The 22200-nt window shown below is 55.4% G+C and carries 22 protein-coding genes, 1 tRNA gene and 1 pseudogene; 15 read left to right on the top strand and 9 right to left on the bottom strand.

All coding sequences use genetic code 11. From position 1 onward, the window contains the following. Positions 1 to 79: 79 nt before the first annotated feature. A pseudogene (locus ABNF92_RS08730) lies at positions 80 to 1495 on the bottom strand (TRAP transporter fused permease subunit); the annotation flags it as partial. 89 nt (positions 1496 to 1584) lie between these two features. On the opposite strand from ABNF92_RS08730, the gene ABNF92_RS08725 reads away from it, so the two are divergent. Then, positions 1585 to 2792, top strand: a protein-coding gene (locus ABNF92_RS08725; protein WP_349342663.1) for an IS3-like element ISMaq2 family transposase whose coding sequence is annotated in 2 segments (ribosomal slippage) — positions 1585 to 1912 and positions 1912 to 2792 — 1209 coding nt in all. Because the reading frame shifts where the segments join, the coding sequence is not laid out codon by codon here. Here the strand turns inward: ABNF92_RS08725 and ABNF92_RS08720 are convergent. The 4 genes from ABNF92_RS08720 to ttdA all read right to left on the bottom strand — a co-directional run bounded on the left by ABNF92_RS08720 (position 2781) and on the right by ttdA (position 6286). After that, positions 2781 to 3635: a hypothetical protein gene (locus ABNF92_RS08720; protein WP_349343917.1), complete on the bottom strand. Its 855-nt coding sequence runs from the start codon at positions 3633 to 3635 to the stop codon at positions 2781 to 2783. The genes ABNF92_RS08725 and ABNF92_RS08720 overlap by 12 nt on opposite strands. Before the next feature lie 86 nt (positions 3636 to 3721). Then, positions 3722 to 4699, bottom strand: a complete 978-nt coding sequence (locus ABNF92_RS08715) for a TAXI family TRAP transporter solute-binding subunit (RefSeq protein WP_247845607.1) — start codon at positions 4697 to 4699, stop codon at positions 3722 to 3724. Positions 4700 to 4781: 82 nt separating this feature from the next. Further along, positions 4782 to 5390 carry a L(+)-tartrate dehydratase subunit beta gene (ttdB, locus tag ABNF92_RS08710; protein WP_349343916.1) on the bottom strand — a complete coding sequence of 203 codons (609 nt, stop codon included), beginning with the start codon at positions 5388 to 5390 and terminating at the stop codon, positions 4782 to 4784. Next, on the bottom strand, positions 5387 to 6286 hold the full coding sequence (gene ttdA, locus ABNF92_RS08705; RefSeq protein WP_036211507.1) for a L(+)-tartrate dehydratase subunit alpha: 900 nt from the start codon (positions 6284 to 6286) through the stop codon (positions 5387 to 5389). The genes ttdB and ttdA overlap by 4 nt, the downstream gene beginning before the upstream one ends. 133 nt (positions 6287 to 6419) lie before the next feature. On the opposite strand from ttdA, the gene ABNF92_RS08700 reads away from it, so the two are divergent. Next, positions 6420 to 7331, top strand: a complete 912-nt coding sequence (locus tag ABNF92_RS08700) for a LysR family transcriptional regulator (RefSeq protein WP_349343915.1) — start codon at positions 6420 to 6422, stop codon at positions 7329 to 7331. Positions 7332 to 7784: 453 nt separating this feature from the next. Here the strand turns inward: ABNF92_RS08700 and ABNF92_RS08695 are convergent. Next, positions 7785 to 7861, bottom strand: a tRNA-Arg gene (locus ABNF92_RS08695). 194 nt (positions 7862 to 8055) lie between these two features. Then, positions 8056 to 8601, bottom strand: coding sequence for a YaeQ family protein (locus ABNF92_RS08690; protein ID WP_349343914.1), 546 nt, complete (start codon positions 8599 to 8601; stop codon positions 8056 to 8058). Between the two features lie 75 nt (positions 8602 to 8676). Between ABNF92_RS08690 and ABNF92_RS08685 the strand changes: the two genes are divergently transcribed. From ABNF92_RS08685 to ABNF92_RS08630, 12 genes are all read left to right on the top strand, one after another. After that, on the top strand, positions 8677 to 9036 hold the full coding sequence (locus ABNF92_RS08685; protein WP_349343913.1) for a CidA/LrgA family protein: 360 nt from the start codon (positions 8677 to 8679) through the stop codon (positions 9034 to 9036). After that, a complete protein-coding gene (locus ABNF92_RS08680) occupies positions 9026 to 9751 on the top strand; it encodes an LrgB family protein (RefSeq protein WP_291905821.1) in 726 nt (241 codons plus the stop codon). Before ABNF92_RS08685 ends, ABNF92_RS08680 begins: the two co-directional genes overlap by 11 nt. A 156-nt stretch (positions 9752 to 9907) precedes the next feature. After that, entirely contained in the window at positions 9908 to 11470 is a 1563-nt protein-coding gene (locus tag ABNF92_RS08675; protein WP_291905666.1) for an ABC transporter substrate-binding protein, read from the top strand. A 77-nt stretch (positions 11471 to 11547) separates the two neighbouring features. After that, entirely contained in the window at positions 11548 to 12597 is a 1050-nt protein-coding gene (locus tag ABNF92_RS08670; RefSeq protein WP_153634830.1) for an ABC transporter permease, read from the top strand. Beyond that, a complete protein-coding gene (locus tag ABNF92_RS08665) occupies positions 12594 to 13526 on the top strand; it encodes an ABC transporter permease (RefSeq protein WP_349343912.1) in 933 nt (310 codons plus the stop codon). The genes ABNF92_RS08670 and ABNF92_RS08665 overlap by 4 nt, the downstream gene beginning before the upstream one ends. Positions 13527 to 13530: 4 nt before the next feature. Beyond that, positions 13531 to 14529 (top strand): ABC transporter ATP-binding protein, encoded by a 999-nt coding sequence (locus ABNF92_RS08660; protein ID WP_349343911.1) that lies wholly within the window; start codon positions 13531 to 13533, stop codon positions 14527 to 14529. Beyond that, a complete protein-coding gene (locus tag ABNF92_RS08655) occupies positions 14526 to 15536 on the top strand; it encodes an oligopeptide/dipeptide ABC transporter ATP-binding protein (RefSeq protein WP_209399077.1) in 1011 nt (336 codons plus the stop codon). The genes ABNF92_RS08660 and ABNF92_RS08655 overlap by 4 nt, the downstream gene beginning before the upstream one ends. A gap of 75 nt (positions 15537 to 15611) precedes the next feature. Continuing rightward, entirely contained in the window at positions 15612 to 16526 is a 915-nt protein-coding gene (locus ABNF92_RS08650; RefSeq protein ID WP_069184701.1) for a LysR family transcriptional regulator, read from the top strand. After that, positions 16519 to 17805: a Xaa-Pro dipeptidase gene (gene pepQ / locus ABNF92_RS08645; protein ID WP_349344071.1), complete on the top strand. Its 1287-nt coding sequence runs from the start codon at positions 16519 to 16521 to the stop codon at positions 17803 to 17805. The genes ABNF92_RS08650 and pepQ overlap by 8 nt, the downstream gene beginning before the upstream one ends. A gap of 108 nt (positions 17806 to 17913) precedes the next feature. Next, a complete protein-coding gene (locus ABNF92_RS08640; protein WP_012139146.1) occupies positions 17914 to 18120 on the top strand; it encodes a bacterioferritin-associated ferredoxin in 207 nt (68 codons plus the stop codon). An 89-nt stretch (positions 18121 to 18209) separates the two neighbouring features. Then, positions 18210 to 18686, top strand: a complete 477-nt coding sequence (gene bfr, locus ABNF92_RS08635) for a bacterioferritin (RefSeq protein ID WP_136630861.1) — start codon at positions 18210 to 18212, stop codon at positions 18684 to 18686. Between the two features lie 9 nt (positions 18687 to 18695). After that, the gene (locus ABNF92_RS08630) at positions 18696 to 20054 is read left to right on the top strand and encodes a phosphomannomutase (RefSeq protein ID WP_136630860.1); all 1359 of its coding nucleotides are present in this window, start codon (positions 18696 to 18698) and stop codon (positions 20052 to 20054) included. Between the two features lie 38 nt (positions 20055 to 20092). Here ABNF92_RS08630 and ABNF92_RS08625 read toward each other — a convergent pair whose 3' ends face one another. After that, complete coding sequence (locus ABNF92_RS08625) at positions 20093 to 21217, bottom strand: phospholipase A (RefSeq protein ID WP_153634834.1); 1125 nt, start codon at positions 21215 to 21217, stop codon at positions 20093 to 20095. An 11-nt stretch (positions 21218 to 21228) separates the two neighbouring features. After that, complete coding sequence (locus tag ABNF92_RS08620; RefSeq protein WP_069184705.1) at positions 21229 to 21567, bottom strand: hypothetical protein; 339 nt, start codon at positions 21565 to 21567, stop codon at positions 21229 to 21231. A 202-nt stretch (positions 21568 to 21769) separates the two neighbouring features. Here ABNF92_RS08620 and ABNF92_RS08615 point away from each other — a divergent pair, with 202 nt between their 5' ends. Next, positions 21770 to 22183, top strand: coding sequence for a c-type cytochrome (locus tag ABNF92_RS08615; RefSeq protein WP_069184706.1), 414 nt, complete (start codon positions 21770 to 21772; stop codon positions 22181 to 22183). The last annotated feature ends 17 nt before the right edge of the window (positions 22184 to 22200 follow it).

Genomic DNA, 22200 nt, shown 5'->3' with positions numbered 1-22200 from the left:
TGATCTGTGCCGGAAATGTCTATTAAAACAGACATTCCTGCACAGATTAGCTCAACTAGACGGTTAGGGGTGCTGTTAGTCAGGCACGAGCGACCATAGATTCTCGGTTAACAATCTTCTGAAGTATGAACACTGCACCTGCAACTCCAAGGCCCACCAAATCTGTAATCAATCCACCCGAAATCATTAGGAAAGCTGCGGCTGCCAAAGTCAGGCGAACAATGAAACTTGCGCAATTTCCTACAAACCACCCCTGAACAGCGCATGCGAGCAAGAAAATACCGAATACAGCGGTGAAGCCTGAACGAAGTACATGTAACCATTCACCTTCCATTAGCAGTGTCGAGTTGTAGAAAAACATGAACGGTACAACAAAGGCCGCGATGCCAATCTTAAATGATGCCAGGGACGTTTTTAGAGGGTTGGCTCCCGAAATCCCGGCAGCAGCGAAAGATGCCAGAGCCACCGGGGGTGTTATGGCTGATACGACCGCAAAATAGAAAACGAAGAAGTGCGCAGTCAGCAATGGAATGCCTAAATCGACCAATCCCGGGGCTACAACTGATGCGGCGACGGCGTAAGCTGCTGTAGTTGGCATCCCCATACCCAAAAGAATCGCGATACACATGGCAAAGAAAAGTGCCAGCAATTGTGACGTATCAGCCAAGCTCAGGAGTAGATTGGAGAAACGAGCGCCGACCCCTGTGAGCGAAATCACGCCAACTATAATGCCTGCGCATGCACAGACAGCAATAATTTGAATCGACATGTGCCCCGCGATTTCAAACGCACCATAGACTCTTCTCAAATTCATTTTGTAAGGAGTAAACCAACTAACGACAGCTGCCGATATTGTAGCCAGGGTGCCCGCACGGATAACCGAATATCCCATAAAAAGCGCCACAATCAAGATCAAGATTGGAACAAACAGGTACACTTGGCGCACCATATTGGAAACGCGGGGTAACTCTTCTTTTCGCATTCCCTTCATGCCTAATTTGGCTGCTTCAAAGTCAACCATGAAGAAAATCGACACAAAGTAGAGAATGGCCGGAATGATCGCTGCGATGGCAATATCCGAATACGGAATTCCCGTCACTTCAGCCATAATGAATGCTCCGGCACCCATAATTGGCGGCATAATTTGACCACCAGTCGATGCAGCTGCTTCGATCGCACCTGCTGTATTCTTCTCGTACCCGACCTTTTTCATCAACGGAATCGTTAATGAGCCGGTCGCAACAACATTGCCGGCAGACGTACCATTGATCATGCCCATGAGGCCCGATGCAAAAATGGCGACCTTCGCTGGCCCCCCTCGGGCTTTACCTGCTATTGCGAAGGCAAAGTTCACGAAATAATCGCCAACTTTGGATGCTTGCAAGAATGCCGCAAAAATTATGAATAGAATGATGTAGGTTGAAGATACAGCAGTGGTTGGGCCCAGTACGCCAGCGTCAGTGTATACCTGGCTGAAAAAGCGCTCCCAAGTAATAGCGGGTGATGTAGTAGCCCCCAATTAAACCGGACACCTTGGTAGAAGCAAAGGCCTAGGCATAGACCTAGTGCAAAGGAGTGTCCAAGGTGGAGAGAATCGAAGTCATAACCGGAGTGCAGCGCCGTCGCCGGTATTCCGCGCAGGAGAAAGCATTCATGGTTGCAGAGTGTGAGCAGCCAGGCATGTCGGTATCGCTTGTAGCCCGGCGTCATGGTATATCAGCAAGTCTGTTGTTCCGTTGGAAGAAGCTGATGAAAGACGGTGGCATGTCCGCGATTGAATCCGGTGATGAGGTTGTAAGCGCATCCGAGGTCAAAGCCCTGAAAAAGAAGGTTCGGGAGCTGGAGCGGATGTTGGGCCGCAAGACGATGGAAGCTGAAATACTCCGGGAAGCCCTGGAGGTGGCTCAGTCAAAAAAGTTGATCTCGCGCATGCCGTTGCTGCCACCGGACGATACCCTCTGAAGCGGGTTGCGGAAGTGCTGAAGGTATCGCGCTCCAATCTTCTGGATCGCCTTCATGGTCGCCAGAAAGGCCGAAGCCCGAGATACAGCAAACAAGACGATGACCGGCATTTGCCGTTTATCCGTGAGCTGTGCGAGGCCCGTGCTGCCAATGGCTATCGAAGGATCACGGCTCGACTGAATCGGTTGCTCGCAGCCAACGATGAGCGAGTAAACCACAAGCGCGTGTACCGACTGATGAAGCAGGATGGGCTGCTGTTACCCCGGTATACAGGGCGACCTCAAGAGCGCTGCCACAATGGCCAGGTTATTACGTTGAAGCCGGACCTTCGTTGGTGCTCAGATGGCTTTGAGATCCGCTGCTGGAACAAGGAGGTTGTCCGCGTAGCCTTCAGCCTGGACTGCTGTGATCGCGAGCTGATGCGCTATGTAGCGACTACTGGTGGCATCACCGGTGAGATGGTTCAAGACCTGCTGCTGGAAAGCTTGGAATACCGGTTCGGCCAGTCAGAGCGAGTGCCTCATCCGCTGGAATGGCTGACGGACAATGGCAGTTGCTACATTGCCAAAGAAACGCGAGCCTTCGCGTCCTCTCTGGGCTTTGTCGTGTGTACCACACCGGTGAGAAGCCCTCAGAGCAACGGCATGGCTGAGGCCTTCGTGAAGACGTTTAAGCGCGACTATGTGTACTTGAACGATCTCCCTGATGCCGCCACGGTGATGGCCAGGTTGCCGGAATGGGTCGAAGACTATAACCGCAGCCACCCGCACAAGGGGCTGAAAATGAAATCGCCCTGGGAGTACCGGGCGGAACTGGCATCAAACGAATGAGGTGGTGTCCGGTTTAGCGGGGGCAACTACAGGTGAGTTAAGGAAGCTGGGTAGAAACTCACCGATAAACACGTAAACCAAGAACACGGTGGCGATCACAACCAAGGCCATACCTGCCACGCGTCGAGTGAGTTCCATGATCAGGGCGGTTCCAGCAACGGCCGCCATAGAGATACCAACTGGAGCAAAGGCTGTTCCAGTTGAATTTCTCATCTGTGTTCCATAAATCGTAATTAAATAGACTGCAACGGCAAGTGTAGATACTACGAGGACAAAATCGTGTGGAGCGAACCTGCCACGGCTTTGTTTATCAAACCATGAGAGTATGATAGAGCCCCCTGTTGCTACCCATAATGGGGCGCCATAAAGCCATATCTCATTGAATCTGATGTCTTTGTTTATCCCATTCCAGTTAGATCCAGAAGCGATCTCCCATGCAAAATAAAAAGCCATGCCGAGTGAGAATAGCCCGCAAATCAGCAATGGATAGGCTACGACCCGAATTGCTCTCGAACCGGGCTTCTGACCATCAGGGAATCCTGTAGCCGAGAACATTAAGAAGCCAAGTATCAATGCGCCTGCGACGTGTGCAATACGGAAGTTCCAGGTTTCAATGGGGAAGTCGGGTAGAAAGGGAATGTCGACCAAGCCGCCCGTCATTACCTTAATGCCTACGCCGTTTAAGGCGAGCATATGAAATGCTGCATACACCACCGCAATGAGCGTTACGATTTGATAGGAGCGCCCTTTAAAGAGTCGTAGGTTTGACTCCACTGGTTCATCATCCACCCCTTGGGCGATAAGGTGGTCTGGCTTTTTAGCCAAATTCTTGTCGTTATTCATGACTAGACCTTCGCTTGGTATAGCGCCACATTAGTGTGAAAAACGCGTGGCACCCAAAAAAGCCAGGAGGCCACGCAAAAACCTGATTAGTTATGAATTAATTTCGGAGGAATATTGCCCCCATTTTCGTTAAACCAGCGCGCAGCTCCGGGATGCCATGGCAGGAAGGTATTCTTATCCCAGTGCTTTGCCAGTGTGGTGCGCGCTCCTTTGTGAGCTTGAACCATGCGCTCATTGTCACCCATCACTGCTTTTACGGCTTCGTATACAAACGACTCTGGAAGGTCGCAATTTGCGATTGCAAAGTTCCACATGGCGACAGAGCGGGCTGGAGTTTCAAGGCTGTTGTATACGCTGGCTGGGATTTCGTAGTCACTGACAGGAAGGGCGTTAATGATTTTCGCTTGTTCGTCTTCAGTAAATTCAATAATGTTAATGTCAGTTTGTACCTCGAGCTGACTGACCGCTGGAACTGGCACACCAGCTGCAAATGCCACCACGTCAAGCAGCCCATCCTGAAGTTGCCCGCCAAGATCTGACCATCCACCATTTCGGCGCTCAAATTTCAGGCCCAGGGTTTCCAACATAAGTGGGAAATAGGTATCAGAGGTAGATCCCGCCGGACCAAACCCAATGACGGCGCCATCGGGAATGTCTGCGATGGATGTAATGCCAGATGACGTCAGTGCTGTGATAGAGAACGGCGTCTGGTACATGGGAAACATTGCACAGGCATTGTCCAGCGGTATTCCTGGCGCTATGGCATTATTTCCCTCCAGCGATTCTCTTGCAGGGCCCATGGTTGTCATGCCGAAATGGTTATCGCCTGTATGAACCAAGGCCATGTTTTGCATGGGGCCTCCGGTTACTTCCGCACCACCCGTTACTCCTGTTTGCTCAGATACGATGTTTGCCCAAGCGGTGCCGTACCCAAAATATGCGCCGCCTTGTGACCCAGTGCCTACGGTAAAGCTCTCCGGCCACGCAGACTTGTCTTCCGCAAACAGGGAAGGTGATGCGGCTACCAGAGCCACAGAAAAAACAAGGGTTTTAATTGTTTTCATGACAATCTCCAATATTTATTTGTTTTTAGATTTTTCTGCGTTAGAAATTAACCTTGATATCTCGGTCGATTAACGAGGTAGCTTATTTTATGAACTTAACCTGCTCGCTAATTCGTTCTAATACCGAGGACTTTCGCTCGTTGTAGGTTTTTTTATTTGTTTCGAATAGGTTGTTGCCGTGGGTATCAATGGAAATAATCAGAGGGCCGAAGCCTTTTACACGGTTTATCCAGAGTGTCTCTGGCATACCTAGGTCCTTCCACTCAGCACCTTCTATCGCTTCTACTTTCGTTGCGGCGACAACTGCACAGCCGCCTGGAAAAACCGCGTGAACAGCCTTGTTTTCTGCGCATCCAGCGGCTGTTTCCGGACCCATCCCCCCCTTACCGATAATTAGCCTGACGCCAGTCTTTTTAATGAATTCGCGCTCAAACTTTTCCATTCGCATACTGGTAGTTGGTCCAATTGAGACCATTTCGTAGCTACCGTCATCTTTTTCTCGAACGATTGGGCCTGCGTGAAAAATTGCGCCACCGGCAAGATCAACCGGGAGTTCCTGTCCATATTCAATTAGACGCCGGTGAGCCACATCCCTGCAGGTGACAAGGGTTCCATCGAGGTAAACAATGTCACCTACCTTCAGCGCTTCTAGGTCTTCGATGGAAATAGGGGTTTTTAATACCTTTTTCATAGCTTGACGTCCTGATGAGAGATGATTTCGTAGGAAAGGTCTGCGTTGATCTTGATTTGGCCGCGGCGGTGAGCCCAGCAACCAGTTGAAACGGCAACGCCAATTGTTGAGGGGTGACGAGCAGACCACTCAATATTTACTCCCATCACGGTGTTGTCGCCGGTTAGACCTTGCGGACCAATGCCCAAATCATTGATGCCCTCTGCCAGAAGCTCCTCAAGGAGCGCTGCCTGTTCGTTTGTATTGCGAGCGGTAACTGGTTTGAGAATCGCCTTTTTGGACAATCGAGCAGCCGTCTCAGCGGATGTCGACACACCAACGCCAACTAGGAGAGGGGGGCAAGCGTTCAAGCCTCGGGAGGTCATTACATCAAGAACGAACTCGGCCACACCTTCGTAGCCTTGACCTGGCATCAATACCGTCGATGCTCCGGGTAGCGTGCATCCACCGCCGGCCATGTAAACATCAATAATCACATGGTCTTTTCCCGGAAGAATTTCCCAATCGAGCCATGGAATTTTCGAACCTGTATTTGTACCCGTGTTTTTCTCAACAAATGCCTCGACCGCGTTGTGGCGAAGAGGACCAATTTCAGTTGCACCTATGGTTGCTCCTTCCAGAATGGATTCGAGCTCACCAAGCAAAGGGAAAGACGATCCGGCCTGGATAAAATACTGAATTACACCAGTGTCCTGGCAGCTTGGCCGATCAAGCTTGTCTGCGGCATCTTGGTTTTCGGCCATCACGTCGAAAATCTCAATTGCCATGGGATTGGTTTCTTTGGCGCGCAACTCGGCCTGTTTATCTTTCACGTCGGTTGGCAGACGTTTTCCGATGTAGGCCGTGAATTTCGCAAGAATGTCGGTTAAAGACTGAACTTCAGCTTCTTTCTCCACGCTTCTATCCTCTTCTTACATTTTTCCGATTTCGCCTTATGGAGTAACCGGATGGGTTGTAGGGTGATCATAGAATGTGGAAACTGGCTTAAGGTTCACAAAAAGTAAAAACACTTATTCCTAAAGGTTAATGATGACGGCTGACGATTCGATGCGGTTTTTTGTAAGCCTTGCACAGAAACGCTCCATCTCCGGGGCGGCCCAGGAGATGGATCTATCTCCTCCAGCAGCTACCAAACGCTTGGCTCAGATAGAAGATCAGATGGGAGTGAAGCTGGTTAATCGGACAACCAGGCGCATTTCATTGACGCCAGAAGGTGAGATTTATCTTGAATATGCCCAAAGCATCCTTTCCAAGATAGAGGAAATGCAGGATGTCATACGAAACCAGTCAGGAGCACCGGCCGGCCAGTTAAATATTCATGCACCGCTTGGTTTTGGTAGAAAATACATCGCCCCACTTGTATCTGAGTTTGTCACCACATATCCGAATCTAGCAGTTCGACTGACTTTGAGTGACAAGCATGTATCACCACCTGACGACGCAACTGATATAGCAATTCGCTTCGGCGACGTTCCAGACTCGCGGTTAATTGCTCGGAAGATCGCTCCCAATAGACGCTTTATCAGTGCAAGTCCAAGATATCTCGATAGAGTTGGGCGTCCAGTCGTGCCTCAGGATCTGAATAACCACCAAGCGATTGCACTTCGTCAAAATGATGAAACGGCCAGCCTCTGGCGGCTAACGAAAGATGATCAAACTCAAGCGATTCGAGTGCCGGTGAAGTTAAGCACAAATGACGGGCATGTCGCTCTTCAATGGGCAATTGAGGGACATGGCTTGTTGATGCGAGCCCAGTGGGACCTTGCTAAGCATTTGAGAAGCGGTGAGCTGGAATTGGTGCTTCCAGAGTATGAAACGCCTGCTGCCGACATTTACGCTGTCTACCTACAGAAAGCACGGCTTGCAACACGAATCTCATTGTTTCTTGATTATCTTGAGGAGTCTTTTCTCACTAAAACATCGACGAGTGACTATTGGTGAATGCCAGCGCTCGATTCGAAAAGCTCATGAAATTGGACGCACACGGGGCCACCCCGTTTCCATGGAATTTCTAAAACGGTGGCGGACTTACCCCGCAACTACTGACTTCCCATAACCCTAAGCAGAGGCCATTCCATTGCGTTACGTGAATATTCGCTTTGCGACCAAAGCTGAAAATGTCTGCTTGAATGGCGCAGCGCGGCTGTGCCATGAAGAGAGTCAGGTGAAGATAGTGCAAGGGTCACGTCGGTAGGTTGCGATGCATTCACCTAAATTAACTGGGCACTGCCAGGGCACCATTTGGGCACAGGCGCAATAATCGAGAAAAATTCCCGCTTTTAATCTTTTCGTGCAAAGGTCACTGATTGAATCGGAGGTGTTCGGACTGGTCAGGCGTGAGCGATACAGGTGAGGGTGTTGCCTTGGTGATAACTTATTGATTTGCCATGTTAATGGCCCGCCCGTCAGGATTCGAACCTGAGACCTTCGCCTCCGGAGGGCGACGCTCTATCCAGCTGAGCTACGGGCGGATTTCAACAAGTTTGGCATGTTTGACCGTTGCCTTCGGTTCCGGATTTTTTCTCTGACCCTTGCCTCCGGAGGGCAACGCTCTATCCAGCTGAGCTACGGGCGCTTCGAGATCGACGATGGCTCGCCGATTTCGAGTGCGCAATCTTACGTGCGTAGCGGGTGTCTGTCCAGCCCCCGACGGCAAGTCCTGCCCTCAGTTATGGGGTAGTCGCTGCTCAGGGGTAATCGATACCAGATTGTTATCATTGCTGAAGGTGACTTCGCCGTCCTGAATGGTTACCTGGAAGCTCATGGAGCGGTTGGCGAGCTTGTCCAGGGCTTCGGTGCTGTCGCCGGGCTGGTGAAAGATGGTGAGGTTGTCGAAACGTTCCAGCTTGCCATGGTGCTTGTCCCACCAGACGGGGAAAGCCCGATCGCCATAGGTGTACAGGATCACTTTACCGGCGCGGTTACAGGCTTTCCTCAGTCGATCCTCTTCCGGCAGGCCCAATTCAATCCACACTTCAATCTCGCCGGTCAGGTCTTTCTGCCAAAGCTCGGGTTCGTCATCGGTGCTCAGCCCCTTGGTGAATTCCAGGGTCTCGCTGGCGTTCAGGGCAAAGGCGAGCAGCCGGATCATCATTCGCTGGTCGGTTTCTGACGGATGTTGGGCCACAGTCAGGTGATGATCCGCGTAGTAGTGACGGTCCATGTCGGCAATGTTGAGCGTCGCCTTGTGGATGGTTGCTTTGAGCGCCATGGGCTTCCTGCATTGGTATCTATGTGGTGGTTTGGGCTAGTGTAATGCAATTCTTTCCCGGGTGAGTGTAAGCGCATGCCGATGTTGCGTGGTTTTCTGGTTCTGGTGCTGTTTTTTATTCTTGGCGAGTCTGTGCGCCTGCTTCTGGCGTTGCCGGTGAGTGGCGGCGTGCTGGGTATGGTGGTTATTACGTTTACCCTGATGGTTAAAGGCAGTGTCAGTGATGATCTGGCCCGGGCCAGCCAGGGCCTGATTTCGGTACTTGTACTCCTGATCATGCCGGGGGTTGTGGGGGTGTTCTTCACGGCGGACCAGTTCTCGGGTCAGTGGCTGTCGGTTGCGGCGGCGCTATTGGCGGGCACCTTCCTGAGCGTTCTGACGACTTTGCTGTTAATGAAAGCCGTGACGGCCAGGGGAGTGAGCGATCGTGAGTGACTTTCTCGCCCGCTTCCAGGCGTTGCCGGAGATGCTTGCGGCCACGCCCATCCTTGCGATCGGTTTGACGCTTGGTGCCTTCTTCGCCGGCAACTGGCTGTTCTCCCGCATTGGCCGCCCTCTGTGGCTTCCGCCGGTGGTCCTCTCTGCGTGCCTGTTGTCCGGTGTTATCGCAGCGTTGGCGGTGGATTACCAGGATTACCAGCAAGGCGCGCGCTGGCTGACGGTATTGCTGGGACCGGCAACCGTCGCCCTCGGGATTCCCTTGTACCAACAGATGCACCATATCCGTGCCATGTGGCGCCCGATTGTGGTCACCCTGCCGATTGCCGCCACCATGGCCGCCGTGTATGCGGTTGTGATTGGCTGGGCGCTGGGTGCCACGCCGGAGGTGCTGGCGTCCCTGGCGCCCAAGTCGGTAACAGCACCCATCGCCATTGGAATAACGGAGCAATTGGGCGGTTCCGTGCCCCTCATGATGGGCGGGCTTCTGATTACCGGCGTGGTGGCAACCCTCTTCGTTGACCTGCTTGCGCGGCTTTTGCCGGTTAAAGACGAGCGTATCCTCGGTTTTGCCCTGGGTTTGAATGGTCATGCGATTGGCACGGCGCGGGCGTTTGAAATCAGTCACGCCGCCGGTGCCTTTGCCTCGCTCGGGATGGGGCTCACTGGCGTGTTTACGGCCCTGATTTTACCTCTGGTTTTCCGGCTGTAAGTCTGCGCCAAATCAGGTCATTCACCTGGCGTATAGCCCCTTGTCGTAATTTCGATTGCCCTAAGTGTTTTCCGAGACTAGCTTGTTGGCCAGGCATTCGGCGCCGTTCTGCGCCGATGTTCCGTGAAAATTCCTAAAACAGCGACGGAAAACGCGATGAAAAAACTGATTGCAGCATTTGTCGGTTCCATGGCCCTGGCATCGGCACCGGTAGCCCTCTCTGCCGAGGCGACCAAGGAACTGAAAATGGCGTACGACGCCGACCCCGTGACCCTCGATATTCATGAGCAGCTGTCTGGCGGCATCCTTCAACTGTCCCATATGACCTTCGATCCGCTGCTGCGCTGGACCAAGGATCTTGGCTTTGAGCCGCGACTGGCAGAGAGCTGGGAGCGGATTGACGAAAACACCATGCGCTTCAAACTGCGTGAGGGCGTTAAGTTCCATTCCGGCAACGAGCTGACGACCGCCGATGTGAAGTTCACCTTCGATCGCCTGAAGCAGAGCCAGGATTTCAAGGCCATCTTCAAGCCTTTCAGCAGCATTAACATCATCGATGATTACACCTTCGAGCTGGTGACCAGCGAGCCGTATCCGCTGCTGCTGAATACCGCCACCTATATTTTCCCGTTCGACAGCGAGTTCTACACCGGCCAGACCGAAGACGGCAAGGACAAGAGTGCCATCCTCAAGCACGGCAACTCCTTCGCGTCCGAGAATCTGTCGGGTACCGGTCCGTATACCGTGACTGAGCGCAAGCAGGGTGTGCGCGTCGAGTTCGAACGCTTTGACGACTACTGGGATACCGAGTCTCCGGGTAACGTCGGCAAGATCGTGCTGACTCCGATCAAGGAGAACAACACCCGCGTTTCTGCCCTGCTGTCTGGTGGCGTCGACTTCATCGCGCCGGTTCCGCCCAATGATCTGGAGCGTATCCGCAACGACAAGAACGCCAGCCTGGTCACCATGAGCGGTACCCGCATCATCCTGTTCCACATGAACCAGGAGCGTGTGGAAGCCTTCAAGAACCCGAAGGTTCGCCAGGCAATCGCCTATGCGGTCAATCAGGAAGGCATTGCAGCCAAGATCATGAAGGGTTTCGCAACCCCGGCCGCCCAGATGTCCCCAGAAGGCTACCAGGGTTATAACGAGTCTCTGAAACCGCGCTTCGATGTGGCCAAGGCCCAGCAACTGATGAAGGAAGCCGGTTATGAGGATGGCTTCACCATCACCATGATGGCGCCGAACAACCGCTACGTGAACGACGACAAGATCGCTCAGGCAGTGGCCGCCATGCTGGCGCGCATCAACATCAAGGTGGATCTGAAAACCCTGCCGAAGGCCCAGTACTGGCCGGAGTACGACAACCGTGCGGCGGACATGATGATGATCGGCTGGCATGCGGATACCGAGGACTCCGCCAACTTCTACGAGTTCCTGACCTTCTGCCCGGATGCCGACAGCGGCGCTGGCCAGTACAACGCCGGCAACTACTGCAACCCGGAAATCGACGCCCTGGTACAGAAGGCCAACGTCGAGACTGACCTGGACAAGCGCGCGGCCATGTTGCAGGAAGTGGAGCAGCGTCTGTATGACGACGCCGCCTTTGTTCCGCTGCACTGGCAGGACCTGGCCTGGGCTTCGAAGAAGAATGTGAAGATTGAGCCGGTGCTCAACGTCATGAACTTCCCGTACCTGGGTGACCTGGTTATCGAGTAATCGCCTTTAACGGCAGGCCGGTGCTGGAGTGATCCAGTGCCGGCCTTTTGTTTGCAAGCCTTATCCGGAAGCTTTCCATGTTAGCGTTTTTGGTTCAGCGGATTTCCCAGGCGTTTCTGGTCATGTTTGTGATCAGTGTGATTGCCTTTGCCATTCAGGATGGCCTCGGGGACCCGCTTCAGGAAATGGTGGGGATGTCCGTCTCCGAGGAGGAGCGGGAAGCCATTCGAGACGAGCTTGGCCTAAATGACCCGATGGTGGTGCAGTACCTGCGTTTTGCGGGCAATGCGCTGCAGGGTGACCTGGGCAACTCCTACTTCTACAGCAAACCGACCTTGGAAGTGATTGCCGAGCACCTGCCGGCAACACTGGAACTGGTCATCGGTGCCAGCCTGATTATTGTGTTTCTATCTGTGCCGATCGGTGTCTATGCCGCGATCCGGCCCCAGGCGTGGTTATCCAAATTCTTTATGGGCGTCAGTACCGTGGGTATTTCCATCCCGGTGTTCCTGACGGCCATTGTGCTGATTCAGCTGTTCTCCATTGGTGTGACGGTGAGCTGGTTTCCGTCGGACACCGGCTGGGGGCAGTGGCTGAACGAGTTCTTTTCCACCGAGGGCGGGTTGCCCTCCTATGGTCGCGGTGATGAGCTGACGCACCTGTTCGGCACCTGGGAATCCGGCTTTTTCTCAAGCGGTGGCCTGATGCACCTGATCCTGCCATCGGTGTCGCTGGCCTCGATCATGCTGCCGCTGTTCATCCGGCTGATCCGGGCCGAGATGATGGAAGTGTTGCAGAGCGACTACGTCCGCTACGCTCGTGCCAAAGGCCTCAGTGCCGGCCGCATCAACTTCCTGCATGCGCTCAAGAACACCATGCTGCCGGTGATCACCGTCGGCGGTGTGCAGATCGGCATCATGGTGGCTTACACCATCCTCACGGAAACCGTGTTCCAGTGGCCGGGCGTGGGCCTGATGTTCCTGGAAGCCATTACCCGCAGCGACATCCCGCTGATCGTGGCTTACCTGATGGTGGTGGGCCTGATCTTCGTGATTACCAATACCCTGGTGGATCTGATCTACGGACTGGTGAACCCCACCGTCAAACTGACAGGAAAGAAAGCATGACAACGGCAACGGTTTCCCGCTGGGACCGCTTCCGCGAGTCCTTCTTCTGGTACAGCTTCAAGCGCGACAAGGTGGCCATTGTCAGCTTCGCCGTGTTGCTGCTGATGGTGCTGGCGGCGGTGTTTGCGCCCCTGCTGGCACCCGCCGATCCCTACGACCTGGCGCAGATCAATATCATGAATTCCGAGCTGCCCCCGGTGGGCATGAGCGGTGCCGATCCGGCCTTTCCGCTGGGTACCGATGCCCAGGGTCGGGATCTGCTGTCCACTATTCTGTTCGGAACCCGGGTGTCCCTGATGATCGGCTTCGGCGCAGTGGTTCTGCAGGCGTTTCTGGGCATTCTCTTTGGCCTGCTGGCGGGCTACCTGGGCGGCAAGGTGGATGCGGTGCTGATGCGCATTGCCGATGTTCAGCTGTCGTTCTCCACCCTGATGGTGGCCATTATCGTAGGCGCCGTGTTCAAGGCGAGCTTCGGCAACCTGATGTTCGGTGAGATCGCCATCTATATGCTGATCTTCATCATCGGTGTCGCCGAGTGGCCGCAGATTGCGCGGACCGTTCGCGCCTCGGTGCTGGCGGAGAAGAAAAAAGAGTATGTGGATGCGGCCAAGGTGATGGGCTTCGGGACACGTCGGATCATGTTCCGGCATATCCTGCCCAACACCCTGTCACCGATCTTCGTTATTGCCACGGTCCAGATTGCCAACGCGATCATTTCCGAGGCGGCGCTGTCGTTCCTGGGCCTTGGTATGCCGGAGACCCAGCCGTCCCTGGGGTCGCTGATCAAGTCCGGGTTTGACTACATCCAGAGCGGTTCCTGGTGGATCACACTGATCCCGGGCCTGGTGCTGGTGGTGCTCGTTCTGGTCATCAACCTGTTGGGTGACTGGTTGCGGGATGTGATGAACCCACGGCTGTACAAGGGGTAACACCATGGCACTGTTGGAAGTTAAAGATCTGGATGTGCGCTTTGCTGTCCGTGGTGGTGATCTGACCGCGCTGCGGGGAATCAGTTTTACCCTCGACAAGGGTGAGCGCTTGGGCCTGGTTGGTGAATCCGGTGCCGGTAAGTCGGTGGCGGCGTTCTCGATTCTCAACCTGATTGCCAAGCCGGGCTACATCGCCGGCGGGCAGATCCTGTTCGAGGGCAAGGATCTGGCGGCCATGAGCGAGCGGGAACTGCGGAAAATCCGTGGTAATCGCATTGCCATGATATTCCAGGACCCGATGATGACCCTGAACCCGGTGCTCACCATTGGCACCCAGATGGTCGAGGCTATCCTGGCCCACCGTAAGATCAGTAAAAAAGAAGCCCGCGCCATTGCGCTGGACCGGTTGCAAAAAGTGCAGATTCCGTCGCCGGAGAAGCGTCTGGATCAGTACCCCCATGAATTGTCCGGAGGTATGCGCCAGCGGGTGATCATTGCCATCGCTCTGCTGCTGGACCCGGAAATCATCATCGCCGATGAGCCGACAACGGCTCTGGATGTCACCATCCAGGCGGAAATCATGGACCTGCTACTGAACCTGTGCGAGCAGGAGAGTGTGGCGCTGATGCTGATTACCCACGATCTGGGCGTGGTCTCACAGGTCACCCAGCGAATGCTGGTCATGTATTCCGGCCGGATCATCGAGCAGGGCCCGACCCGGGAAATTATTAACGATGCCCAGCACCCCTACACCCAGGGGCTGATCAACGCGTTGCCCCAGATGGGCGAGCCCGGCGAGCGTCTGTTCCAGATTCCCGGGTCAATGCCGTCTCTGAAGAATGTGCCCTCGGGCTGCCCGTTCCATCCCCGCTGCAAGTTCGCCACCGAACAGTGCAAGCAGGCGATGCCCGAGTATGTCCGCTCTGGCAATGTGAATGTGGCCTGTTACGAAGTCGCCAACCTGATTGAGCAGGAGAAACGCATGCAGGAGGCCGAATCATGACCTCCCCGTTGGTAAGTATCCGCGGTCTTGAGAAACGCTTTGACCTCTCCGGCAGCCTGCTGGAGCAGATCACCTTCGAGGGTGGCCGTTTCCGCCGCAAACAGGAAGCGGTCCATGCCATCAACGGCGTCGATCTGGAAGTGCAAAAGGGCGAAGCCCTGTGCGTGGTGGGCGAATCCGGTTGTGGCAAATCCACCGTGGCCCGTACCGTCATGGGCTTGCTCTCGCCCAGCGCCGGCGAGATCCACTACGACGGCCAGCGCATCGACAACCTGGAGCGCAAGGATTCTCTGCCCTACCGTCGCAAGATGCAGATGATCTTCCAGAACCCCTACGCTTCACTCAACCCGCGTATGACCATCCAGCAGACCCTGGAGGAGCCGATCCGGTTTCACCATCCGGACTGGTCGCCGGTGCAGGTGCGGGACAAGATCCACGAGGTGATGCATTCGGTGGGCATTGATCCGGACTGGGGTAGCCGCTTCGGCCATGAGTTCTCCGGTGGCCAGCGCCAGCGGATCGCCATTGCTCGCGCCCTGGCAGTGGATCCCGAATTCATTGTGGCGGACGAGCCAATTTCGGCCCTGGACGTGTCTATTCAGGCTCAGGTGCTGAATCTGCTCATGGACGCCCAGGAAAGCCGCGGGCTGACCTATCTGTTCATTACCCACGATCTGGCGGTGGTGGAGCATTTCGGCACCCGGGTGGCGGTGATGTACCTGGGAAGAGTCTGTGAGCTGGCGGATACAAAAACGCTGTTCTCCGCCCCCCGGCATCCATACACTCAGGCGCTGCTTTCTGCGATTCCGAAACTGGAGGACGACCGCCCCAACCACATCCGCCTCAAGGGGGAAGTGCCCACACCGGTGAACCTGCCATCCGGCTGCGTATTCCATGGTCGGTGCCCCTATGCCAACGAGCGATGCCGGCAGGAAATTCCGCAGCTGATCACCACGGATGGCGGTACCCAGGTTGCCTGCCACGCGGTGGAAGAGGGCCGGTTGTAACGGCGCCGCTGCGATAGGCTATGATGCCAGCAGCAGAACTCGCATCGATACAACGACATACCCTTAGGGGACTCCATGGAAGTACGCTGGTTGGAAGATTTTCTGGCGCTGGCCCGAACGCGCCATTTCTCACGTGCTGCTGAATTGCAGCACGTGAGCCAACCTACGTTCAGCCGACGGATCAAACTTTTGGAAGAGGCTATGGGAAGCACGCTGATCAATCGTCAGACGCTGCCCCTCTCATTGACGCCTGCCGGCGAGATCTTCCGGGAACTGTGCGAGCGGATTACCCGGGATGTTCGGGATACCCGTGATCGCATTACCGATCTTGAAGCCGAGGTGTCTGCCAGGATCAGTGTGGGGTCCACCCAGGGGCTGTTTTCGCACTTCTACCAGAGCTGGGCCCGGGACGCCGGCATCGCTGAACGTCTGCAGCTAAACCTGAACGCTACCAGCTGGGTGGGGGAGCAGTTCCTGGAAGCGCTGGACAGTGGCGAGTGTGACCTGGTGCTGTGTTACTGGCATCCGGATCTACCCTGGGGCGGCAGGCTGACCGCCGACAGTTACGATTGGCTGGTGCTGGCTCGTGAACACCTGGTCCCGGTCAGCGTTTCTGACGATCAGGGGCATCCCCGGTTTGCCTTGCCGGGCAGTGCTGAACAACCGGTACCGCTGATTGCCTACCACAGTCGTGGTTTCCTGCAATCGGCGATTGAAGGCCATCTTGTTCGCAGCAGGCTAAGCGCCAACCTGTTGCCACTCAATGAGAATACCCAGTCGGCCAGTATCAAGGCGCTGGTCAAACAGGGTTTCGGCATGGGGTGGCTGCCCCGGCGCATGACCGAAAAAAGCGAACAATTTGGCAGTCTGGTGCGTGCTGGTGATGAGAGCTGGGACGTGCCCCTGGAAATCCGCCTGATCCGTCTCCGGGATACCCGCTCGGAAGATCTGTTAACCCTCTGGAAAACACTGGAAGATGGCTATGCCTGATGATGCCCTGTTGCACCTGCAGATCGATCACCTGAAAGAACTGCAGGCCCGATACGAATCGGCGCTGTCGGAGCATGGTTACGACAGCCTGCTCATCTCATCTGGCGCCGCGCCATACCGCTATGGTGATGACCAGGCGTGGCATTTTCAGGGTTACGGTCCGTTCCTTCAGTGGACCGGGCTGGCCGGTCGCGAACACTGCTGGCTCTGGATTCGGGCGGGGCACAAGCCCGTGCTGTGGCTGTATGAGCCGGTGGATTTCTGGCACGCCAATTCGCCTTTGGCGGAAGAACCCTGGCAGCAGTTTATCGAGGTTCGCAGCAGCGATTCACCCGAGGCGCCGTTGTTGGATGATCCCGACAGCCTGGCGGTGATCGGCGACCCCGCACTGATCAGTAATGTTCCCGGAGACACAAACCCGGGCGATCTGCTCCGGGAACTGGACGAAACCCGGGTGCGCAAGACTCAATATGAAATCGAGTGTCTGGCGCAGGCCAACAGTCTGGCTCTGGAAGGCCATGCCGCCGCCAGGGAGGCGTTCCTGGCCGGTGAAAGCGAATTCGGCATCAACCTGGCCTACCAGCAGGCGACCCGTCAGCGGGAAGCTGAGGCGCCGTATCACAGCATCATCGGCCTGAACGAGCACGCCGGTACACTGCACTACCAGTATTACGATACGCAGCCCCCGGGGCAGCCCCGCAGCCTGTTGATCGATGCTGGCGTCCGTTTCCGGGGCTACTGCTCCGACATCACCCGCACCACGGCAGGCCCGCAGGAGTCACACTTTGCGGCGCTGATCCATGGTCTCGACCGACTCCAGGTCAGGCTCTGTGACATGGTCGCGCCGGGGGTGGACTACATCGACATCCATCGCAAGGCGCATCAGGGACTTGCCGCCCTGCTGTCGGCCACCGGTCTGGTGTATGGCCTGGACGATGATGCCATCGTCGAAAAGGGCATCACCCGTGTGTTCTTCCCCCATGGCATCGGTCATTTCCTGGGCGTACAGGTTCACGATGTGGCTGGTAAACCAACGCCGCCTCCGGAAGACGCGCCGTTTCTCCGCCTCACCCGCAGGCTGGAACCCGGTATGGTGGTCACCATCGAACCGGGTCTCTATTTTATTCCTTCCCTGATGGATCCCTTGTTGGAAGGGGAGTTGGGGCAGTACCTGAACCGCGAGTTGATTAGCCGGTTGAGGGGCTGCGGGGGCATTCGTATCGAGGACAACGTGGTGGTCACCGAAAACGGCTCGCGGAATCTGACCCGAGGCTCATGAGCCTCGCAACACAAAAAGTTGCACAAAATTAAGCCAGAAGGCTTGCATTTCGAGATGCCAATGACAATAATTATCACTAACTTTTATTGTCATTGGTGATTCACTGCTATGTACGTTTGCCTTTGCCACGGCGTAACCGACCGGGAAATTCGCGAAGCTGCCGATAACGGCGTGTCATCCATGCGCCAGCTTGGCAAAGAGCTGGGTGTTGGCACCCAGTGTGGACGCTGTGCCTGCACCGCCCGCGAAATCTTGCGCGAGAGCCGCACGCCCGACTACCTGGCCATGGCCAATATGCTCGCCCAGCCTGCCTGACCGGTACGATTGTCCGGTTCTATTTTTCTCTTGTCCGATAAGGGGCTATCCTAAGAGGCTGACACATTCGGCCATCAGGGAGCCCTATCATGAAAGGCGATAAAAAGGTCATCCAGCATTTGAACAAGGTCCTCGGCAACGAGCTGACCGCGATCAACCAGTACTTTCTCCATTCCCGCATGTACAAGGATTGGGGCATTACCAAGCTGGCCGCCAAGGAATACGAAGAATCCATCGACGAAATGAAGCATGCGGACCTGCTCATTGAGCGGATCCTGTTTCTCGAAGGCCTGCCCAATCTCCAGGATCTCAACAAGCTGTTGATCGGCGAGAACGTCGAGGAAATGATCTCCTGCGATCTGAAGCTGGAAGAAATTGCTCACAGCGATCTGAAAGAAGCGATCCTCTATTGCGAGGAAGTTCAGGACTTTACCAGCCGTGAGCTGTTCCGGAGCATTCTCGATAGCGAAGAAGAACACATTGACTGGCTGGAAACCCAGCTGGAAATGATTTCCCAGATGGGCGTCCAGAACTACATCCAGCTTCAATCATCCGCCGCGGAGTAACGCCAGACAATGGACTTGTCATGTTTCAAGGCCTACGACCTGCGAGGCCGGGTGCCGGATCAACTGAACCCGATCCTGGCTGAGAAAATTGGCCGCGCCTACGTTGAGATAACCGGCGCGAAGAAAGTGATCGTCGGCTACGACATTCGTCTCTCAAGCCCGGACATTGCCGAAGCGCTCAGCTCCGGCTTGATGGCCGCGGGCGCGGATGTGTTCGATATCGGTCTGTGCGGCACCGAACAGGTGTATTTCGCCACCAGTCACTACAAGATGGATGGCGGTATCATGGTCACCGCCAGTCACAACCCGAAAGATCACAACGGTATGAAGATGGTCGGCCCCGAATCCCGGCCCATCAGTTCCGATAATGGGCTGAATGAGATCCGAGATCGGGTGCTGGAACCTTTTGCTGATGCTGCAGAGCAGGGGCGGTACGAGCCCCTGGAAGTGATGAGCGCCTACGTCGATCACCTTCTGGGGTACATCGATGCCGGTTCTCTCAGCCCGCTGACGATTGTTTGCAACGCCGGTAATGGCGGTGCCGGCCTGGTTATCGACGAACTCGAACAGCACCTGCCTTTTGAATTCGTCAAAGTGCACCATCAGCCAGACGGCCATTTCCCGAACGGCGTACCTAACCCGATCCTCCCGGAAAACAGGGCGGCCACGGCCGACGCCGTTATCGCAGAAGGTGCCGCCATGGGCATCGCCTGGGACGGCGACTACGACCGCTGCTTCTTCTTCGACGAAAACGGCCGCTTTATCGAGGGCTACTACATCGTCGGACTGCTGGCCGACCAGTTCCTGCACAAAACCGGCGGCGGCAAAGTCATACACGACCCCCGCCTGACCTGGAACACCCTGGATCTGGTGAAAGCCGCCGGCGGCGAAGCCATCGAAAGCAAGACGGGCCACGCCTTCATCAAGCAGAGAATGCGTGACGAGGACGCGGTCTACGGCGGCGAAATGAGCGCCCACCACTACTTCCGCGACTTCGCTTACTGCGACAGCGGCATGATCCCCTGGTTGCTGGTTGCCGAACGCCTCTGCCAGTCCGGCCAGACATTGTCGTCGCTGATTGATGCCCGAATCGAAGCCTACCCGGCCAGCGGCGAAATCAACCGCACCATCGCCGATCCCCCCAAGGTTATCGCTGCGATTGAAGCCAAATACAGCGTCGGCGCCAATAGCGTCAGCCACGTGGACGGCGTCAGCATCGAATTCGACGACTGGCGTTTTAACCTCCGGATGTCCAACACCGAGCCGGTTGTCCGTCTGAATGTGGAATCGCGGGCGAATATCCCCTTGATGGAAGAGAAAACCGAAGAATTGCTGGCCGAGATGGATCGGCTGAACAAAGAAGGCTAACTCAGCGGCTGGCTCTGTCCCTCACTACACCGAAACGGTCAGAGCCAGTCGTTCAGCATAATCCCGATACCAAACCGCTGAATTCGATGGTTATAGTCAATCAGGCTCTCACCATACCCGTTGTAGTACTGGAAAAACCCTTTAATCGTATCCCCCATCGGAAAGCTGTACCCGAACTCCACCGACGTCTTGTTATTCTCCGATCTCAGGTTATTCATCAGCCGTAACGAAAACGTGCGATCTTCGGTCAGCTTGTATACCGCGTAGTAATTCGCATGCCCCAGATAACGTTCGATATCGGCATTGTCGTCTTCACTGTTCTCCGGAATCCGGTACCAGGGCTGAACCATAAACAGCCATCGATCATAGCTGTAGGCGGCAGACCCCATAATGCGGTTCCAGCTCCGGGAGCGCGGCTCTGACTGGCCGTTTGACTGGTGGTTGAATCCCAGGGTCACGCCATTGAGCCGGCCCGGTCCGATATCCCAGTCAGTCTGGTATCGGGCGAATATCTCTGGCTCGTAATTGGTCTCCCGGAATGGCGCCGAATCATCCTGGTTATATACCTGCCAGAACGAGGTCTGGGTATAGCCGAACCAGAGCGTTGTACGGTCATCCAGAATGCCCGTCAGCAGCGGCACCTTGAAGCTGATCTGGTACTTGGCTTCTTCCCGTTCCAGATCATAGTCATAGCCGATGGACCCCAGCCTGGGGCTGGAAGGGGATTCGTTCGGATCTTTCACCCAGCTTACGGGCAGGATATAGGTGGGACGGTGGCCCACAAAACTGCCAGAGAACGAAAATACGGCCTTTTCAGCCGCCACATATCGGTCCACCAGTGCCGCCATGACGCCCGCATCGGAATCGCCCTCCAGCCCATTGCCGGCTACGGCATCGAGATCTTCGCCATTCGGCGCCAGTTGCTCCGCACTTTTCTCGGCCTGTTCTTTGGCGCTTTCGGGGGCCTGGGCCTGACGCTCCCTAGGCTTGTAGAGGCTGTCAAAGCAGGCCAGGCGCTTGATCCCGTCGTCGATCAGCGCGCATTGCTCCGGTGAGTCAATCGAGGGACTCTCTTCAGTCTGCGCCTGAACGATAATGGGCGCTGACAGCAATGCGAGAGCAATGAAAGCCGACGATCGCGTCAACAGGTAGGCGGGTGTCATGGGGCGGTCTCCTAGCTGGCAGTCAGGCTGAACCAGGTGTTGGCAATGCCGTAGATCCAGACGCCGATCAGCGTGACGGCCAGAAGCGAGAAAACGAGCTTGTGCCTGAACCGGTTGCCACTGTCTGCCGAGGCAACCCAACGAAGGTACATCAGACCGATAAAGCTTATGAAAACCCCCAGGCTGGCGAAGGCCGGGATGAGCAGCCAGGCGGCGCTGATTGTCTGGCCGCTACTGGTCTGGCTGGAAAACCACCCCATGGATCCAAGTAAAACCGCCAGCGCCGTGAATTCGGCGATCAGCAGTGGTTTGCGCAAGGGGTGGGGCGAAGTCGGTTCCGTATTGGTCATGAAAACAGGTCCTGGATGGTAGAACGTCGGCGAACACCATGGTAACCGGATTGCTCGCGAAACACCCCCAGACTTACGAAATCGCAATTAAAATGGTTGAAATCAATTTATGATTTTGCTGTTTGGTTTTTTTGCCAGGTTTCAGTCGCTATAATGCGGCGACCGAAGATTATAACGCTCAAATGCGAGGTGCATTGTGAAGATGAAGAGAGTCCTGGCTGCTGTATTGGTCGTTGCAGGCCTGACAGCTAGCGCCGTAATGGCAAGCGTCGAAGATGAAATCCGCGCACGTATCAGCCCGGTCGGTGAAGTATGTCTGCAGGGTGAAGAATGTGGCGAGGCTGCGGCGGCCACCGAAACTGCCAGCTCTGGCCCTCGCTCCGGCAGCGAAGTGTATGATGCTGTGTGCATGGCCTGTCACACTACCGGCGCCGCTGGTGCACCTGTGATCGGTGATGCCGATGCCTGGGCTCCCCGTATCGACAAGGGTCTGGAAACCCTGGTGAGTCACGCGATCAACGGTTTTAATGCCATGCCGGCGAAAGGCGGCTGTGCCAGCTGCCCAGACGAAGAAATTCAGGCAGCCGTTGAACACCTTGTCGAGCAAAGCCAGTAAGCACCGCGGTTTTGTTT

The organism is Marinobacter sp. MMG032 (genome assembly GCF_040112695.1).
Taxonomy (GTDB): Bacteria; Pseudomonadota; Gammaproteobacteria; order Pseudomonadales; family Oleiphilaceae; genus Marinobacter; species Marinobacter salsuginis.
Note: the sequence above shows the minus strand (reverse complement) of the source record. Positions and strands in the feature narration are given on the sequence as shown.

Bases quoted from the DNA above. Each gene is read 5' to 3' on its own strand.
- ABNF92_RS08720 (WP_349343917.1), bottom strand. From the start codon at position 3,635: ATGAATAACGACAAGAATTTGGCTAAAAAGCCAGACCACCTTATCGCC.
- ABNF92_RS08715 (WP_247845607.1), bottom strand. From the start codon at position 4,699: ATGAAAACAATTAAAACCCTTGTTTTTTCTGTGGCTCTGGTAGCCGCA.
- ttdB (WP_349343916.1), bottom strand. From the start codon at position 5,390: ATGAAAAAGGTATTAAAAACCCCTATTTCCATCGAAGACCTAGAAGCG.
- ABNF92_RS08700 (WP_349343915.1), top strand. From the start codon at position 6,420: ATGACGGCTGACGATTCGATGCGGTTTTTTGTAAGCCTTGCACAGAAA.
- ABNF92_RS08690 (WP_349343914.1), bottom strand. From the start codon at position 8,601: ATGGCGCTCAAAGCAACCATCCACAAGGCGACGCTCAACATTGCCGAC.
- ABNF92_RS08685 (WP_349343913.1), top strand. From the start codon at position 8,677: ATGCCGATGTTGCGTGGTTTTCTGGTTCTGGTGCTGTTTTTTATTCTT.
- ABNF92_RS08675 (WP_291905666.1), top strand. From the start codon at position 9,908: ATGAAAAAACTGATTGCAGCATTTGTCGGTTCCATGGCCCTGGCATCG.
- ABNF92_RS08670 (WP_153634830.1), top strand. From the start codon at position 11,548: ATGTTAGCGTTTTTGGTTCAGCGGATTTCCCAGGCGTTTCTGGTCATG.
- ABNF92_RS08665 (WP_349343912.1), top strand. From the start codon at position 12,594: ATGACAACGGCAACGGTTTCCCGCTGGGACCGCTTCCGCGAGTCCTTC.
- ABNF92_RS08660 (WP_349343911.1), top strand. From the start codon at position 13,531: ATGGCACTGTTGGAAGTTAAAGATCTGGATGTGCGCTTTGCTGTCCGT.
- ABNF92_RS08655 (WP_209399077.1), top strand. From the start codon at position 14,526: ATGACCTCCCCGTTGGTAAGTATCCGCGGTCTTGAGAAACGCTTTGAC.
- ABNF92_RS08650 (WP_069184701.1), top strand. From the start codon at position 15,612: ATGGAAGTACGCTGGTTGGAAGATTTTCTGGCGCTGGCCCGAACGCGC.
- pepQ (WP_349344071.1), top strand. From the start codon at position 16,519: ATGCCTGATGATGCCCTGTTGCACCTGCAGATCGATCACCTGAAAGAA.
- ABNF92_RS08640 (WP_012139146.1), top strand. From the start codon at position 17,914: ATGTACGTTTGCCTTTGCCACGGCGTAACCGACCGGGAAATTCGCGAA.
- bfr (WP_136630861.1), top strand. From the start codon at position 18,210: ATGAAAGGCGATAAAAAGGTCATCCAGCATTTGAACAAGGTCCTCGGC.
- ABNF92_RS08630 (WP_136630860.1), top strand. From the start codon at position 18,696: ATGGACTTGTCATGTTTCAAGGCCTACGACCTGCGAGGCCGGGTGCCG.
- ABNF92_RS08625 (WP_153634834.1), bottom strand. From the start codon at position 21,217: ATGACACCCGCCTACCTGTTGACGCGATCGTCGGCTTTCATTGCTCTC.
- ABNF92_RS08620 (WP_069184705.1), bottom strand. From the start codon at position 21,567: ATGACCAATACGGAACCGACTTCGCCCCACCCCTTGCGCAAACCACTG.
- ABNF92_RS08615 (WP_069184706.1), top strand. From the start codon at position 21,770: ATGAAGAGAGTCCTGGCTGCTGTATTGGTCGTTGCAGGCCTGACAGCT.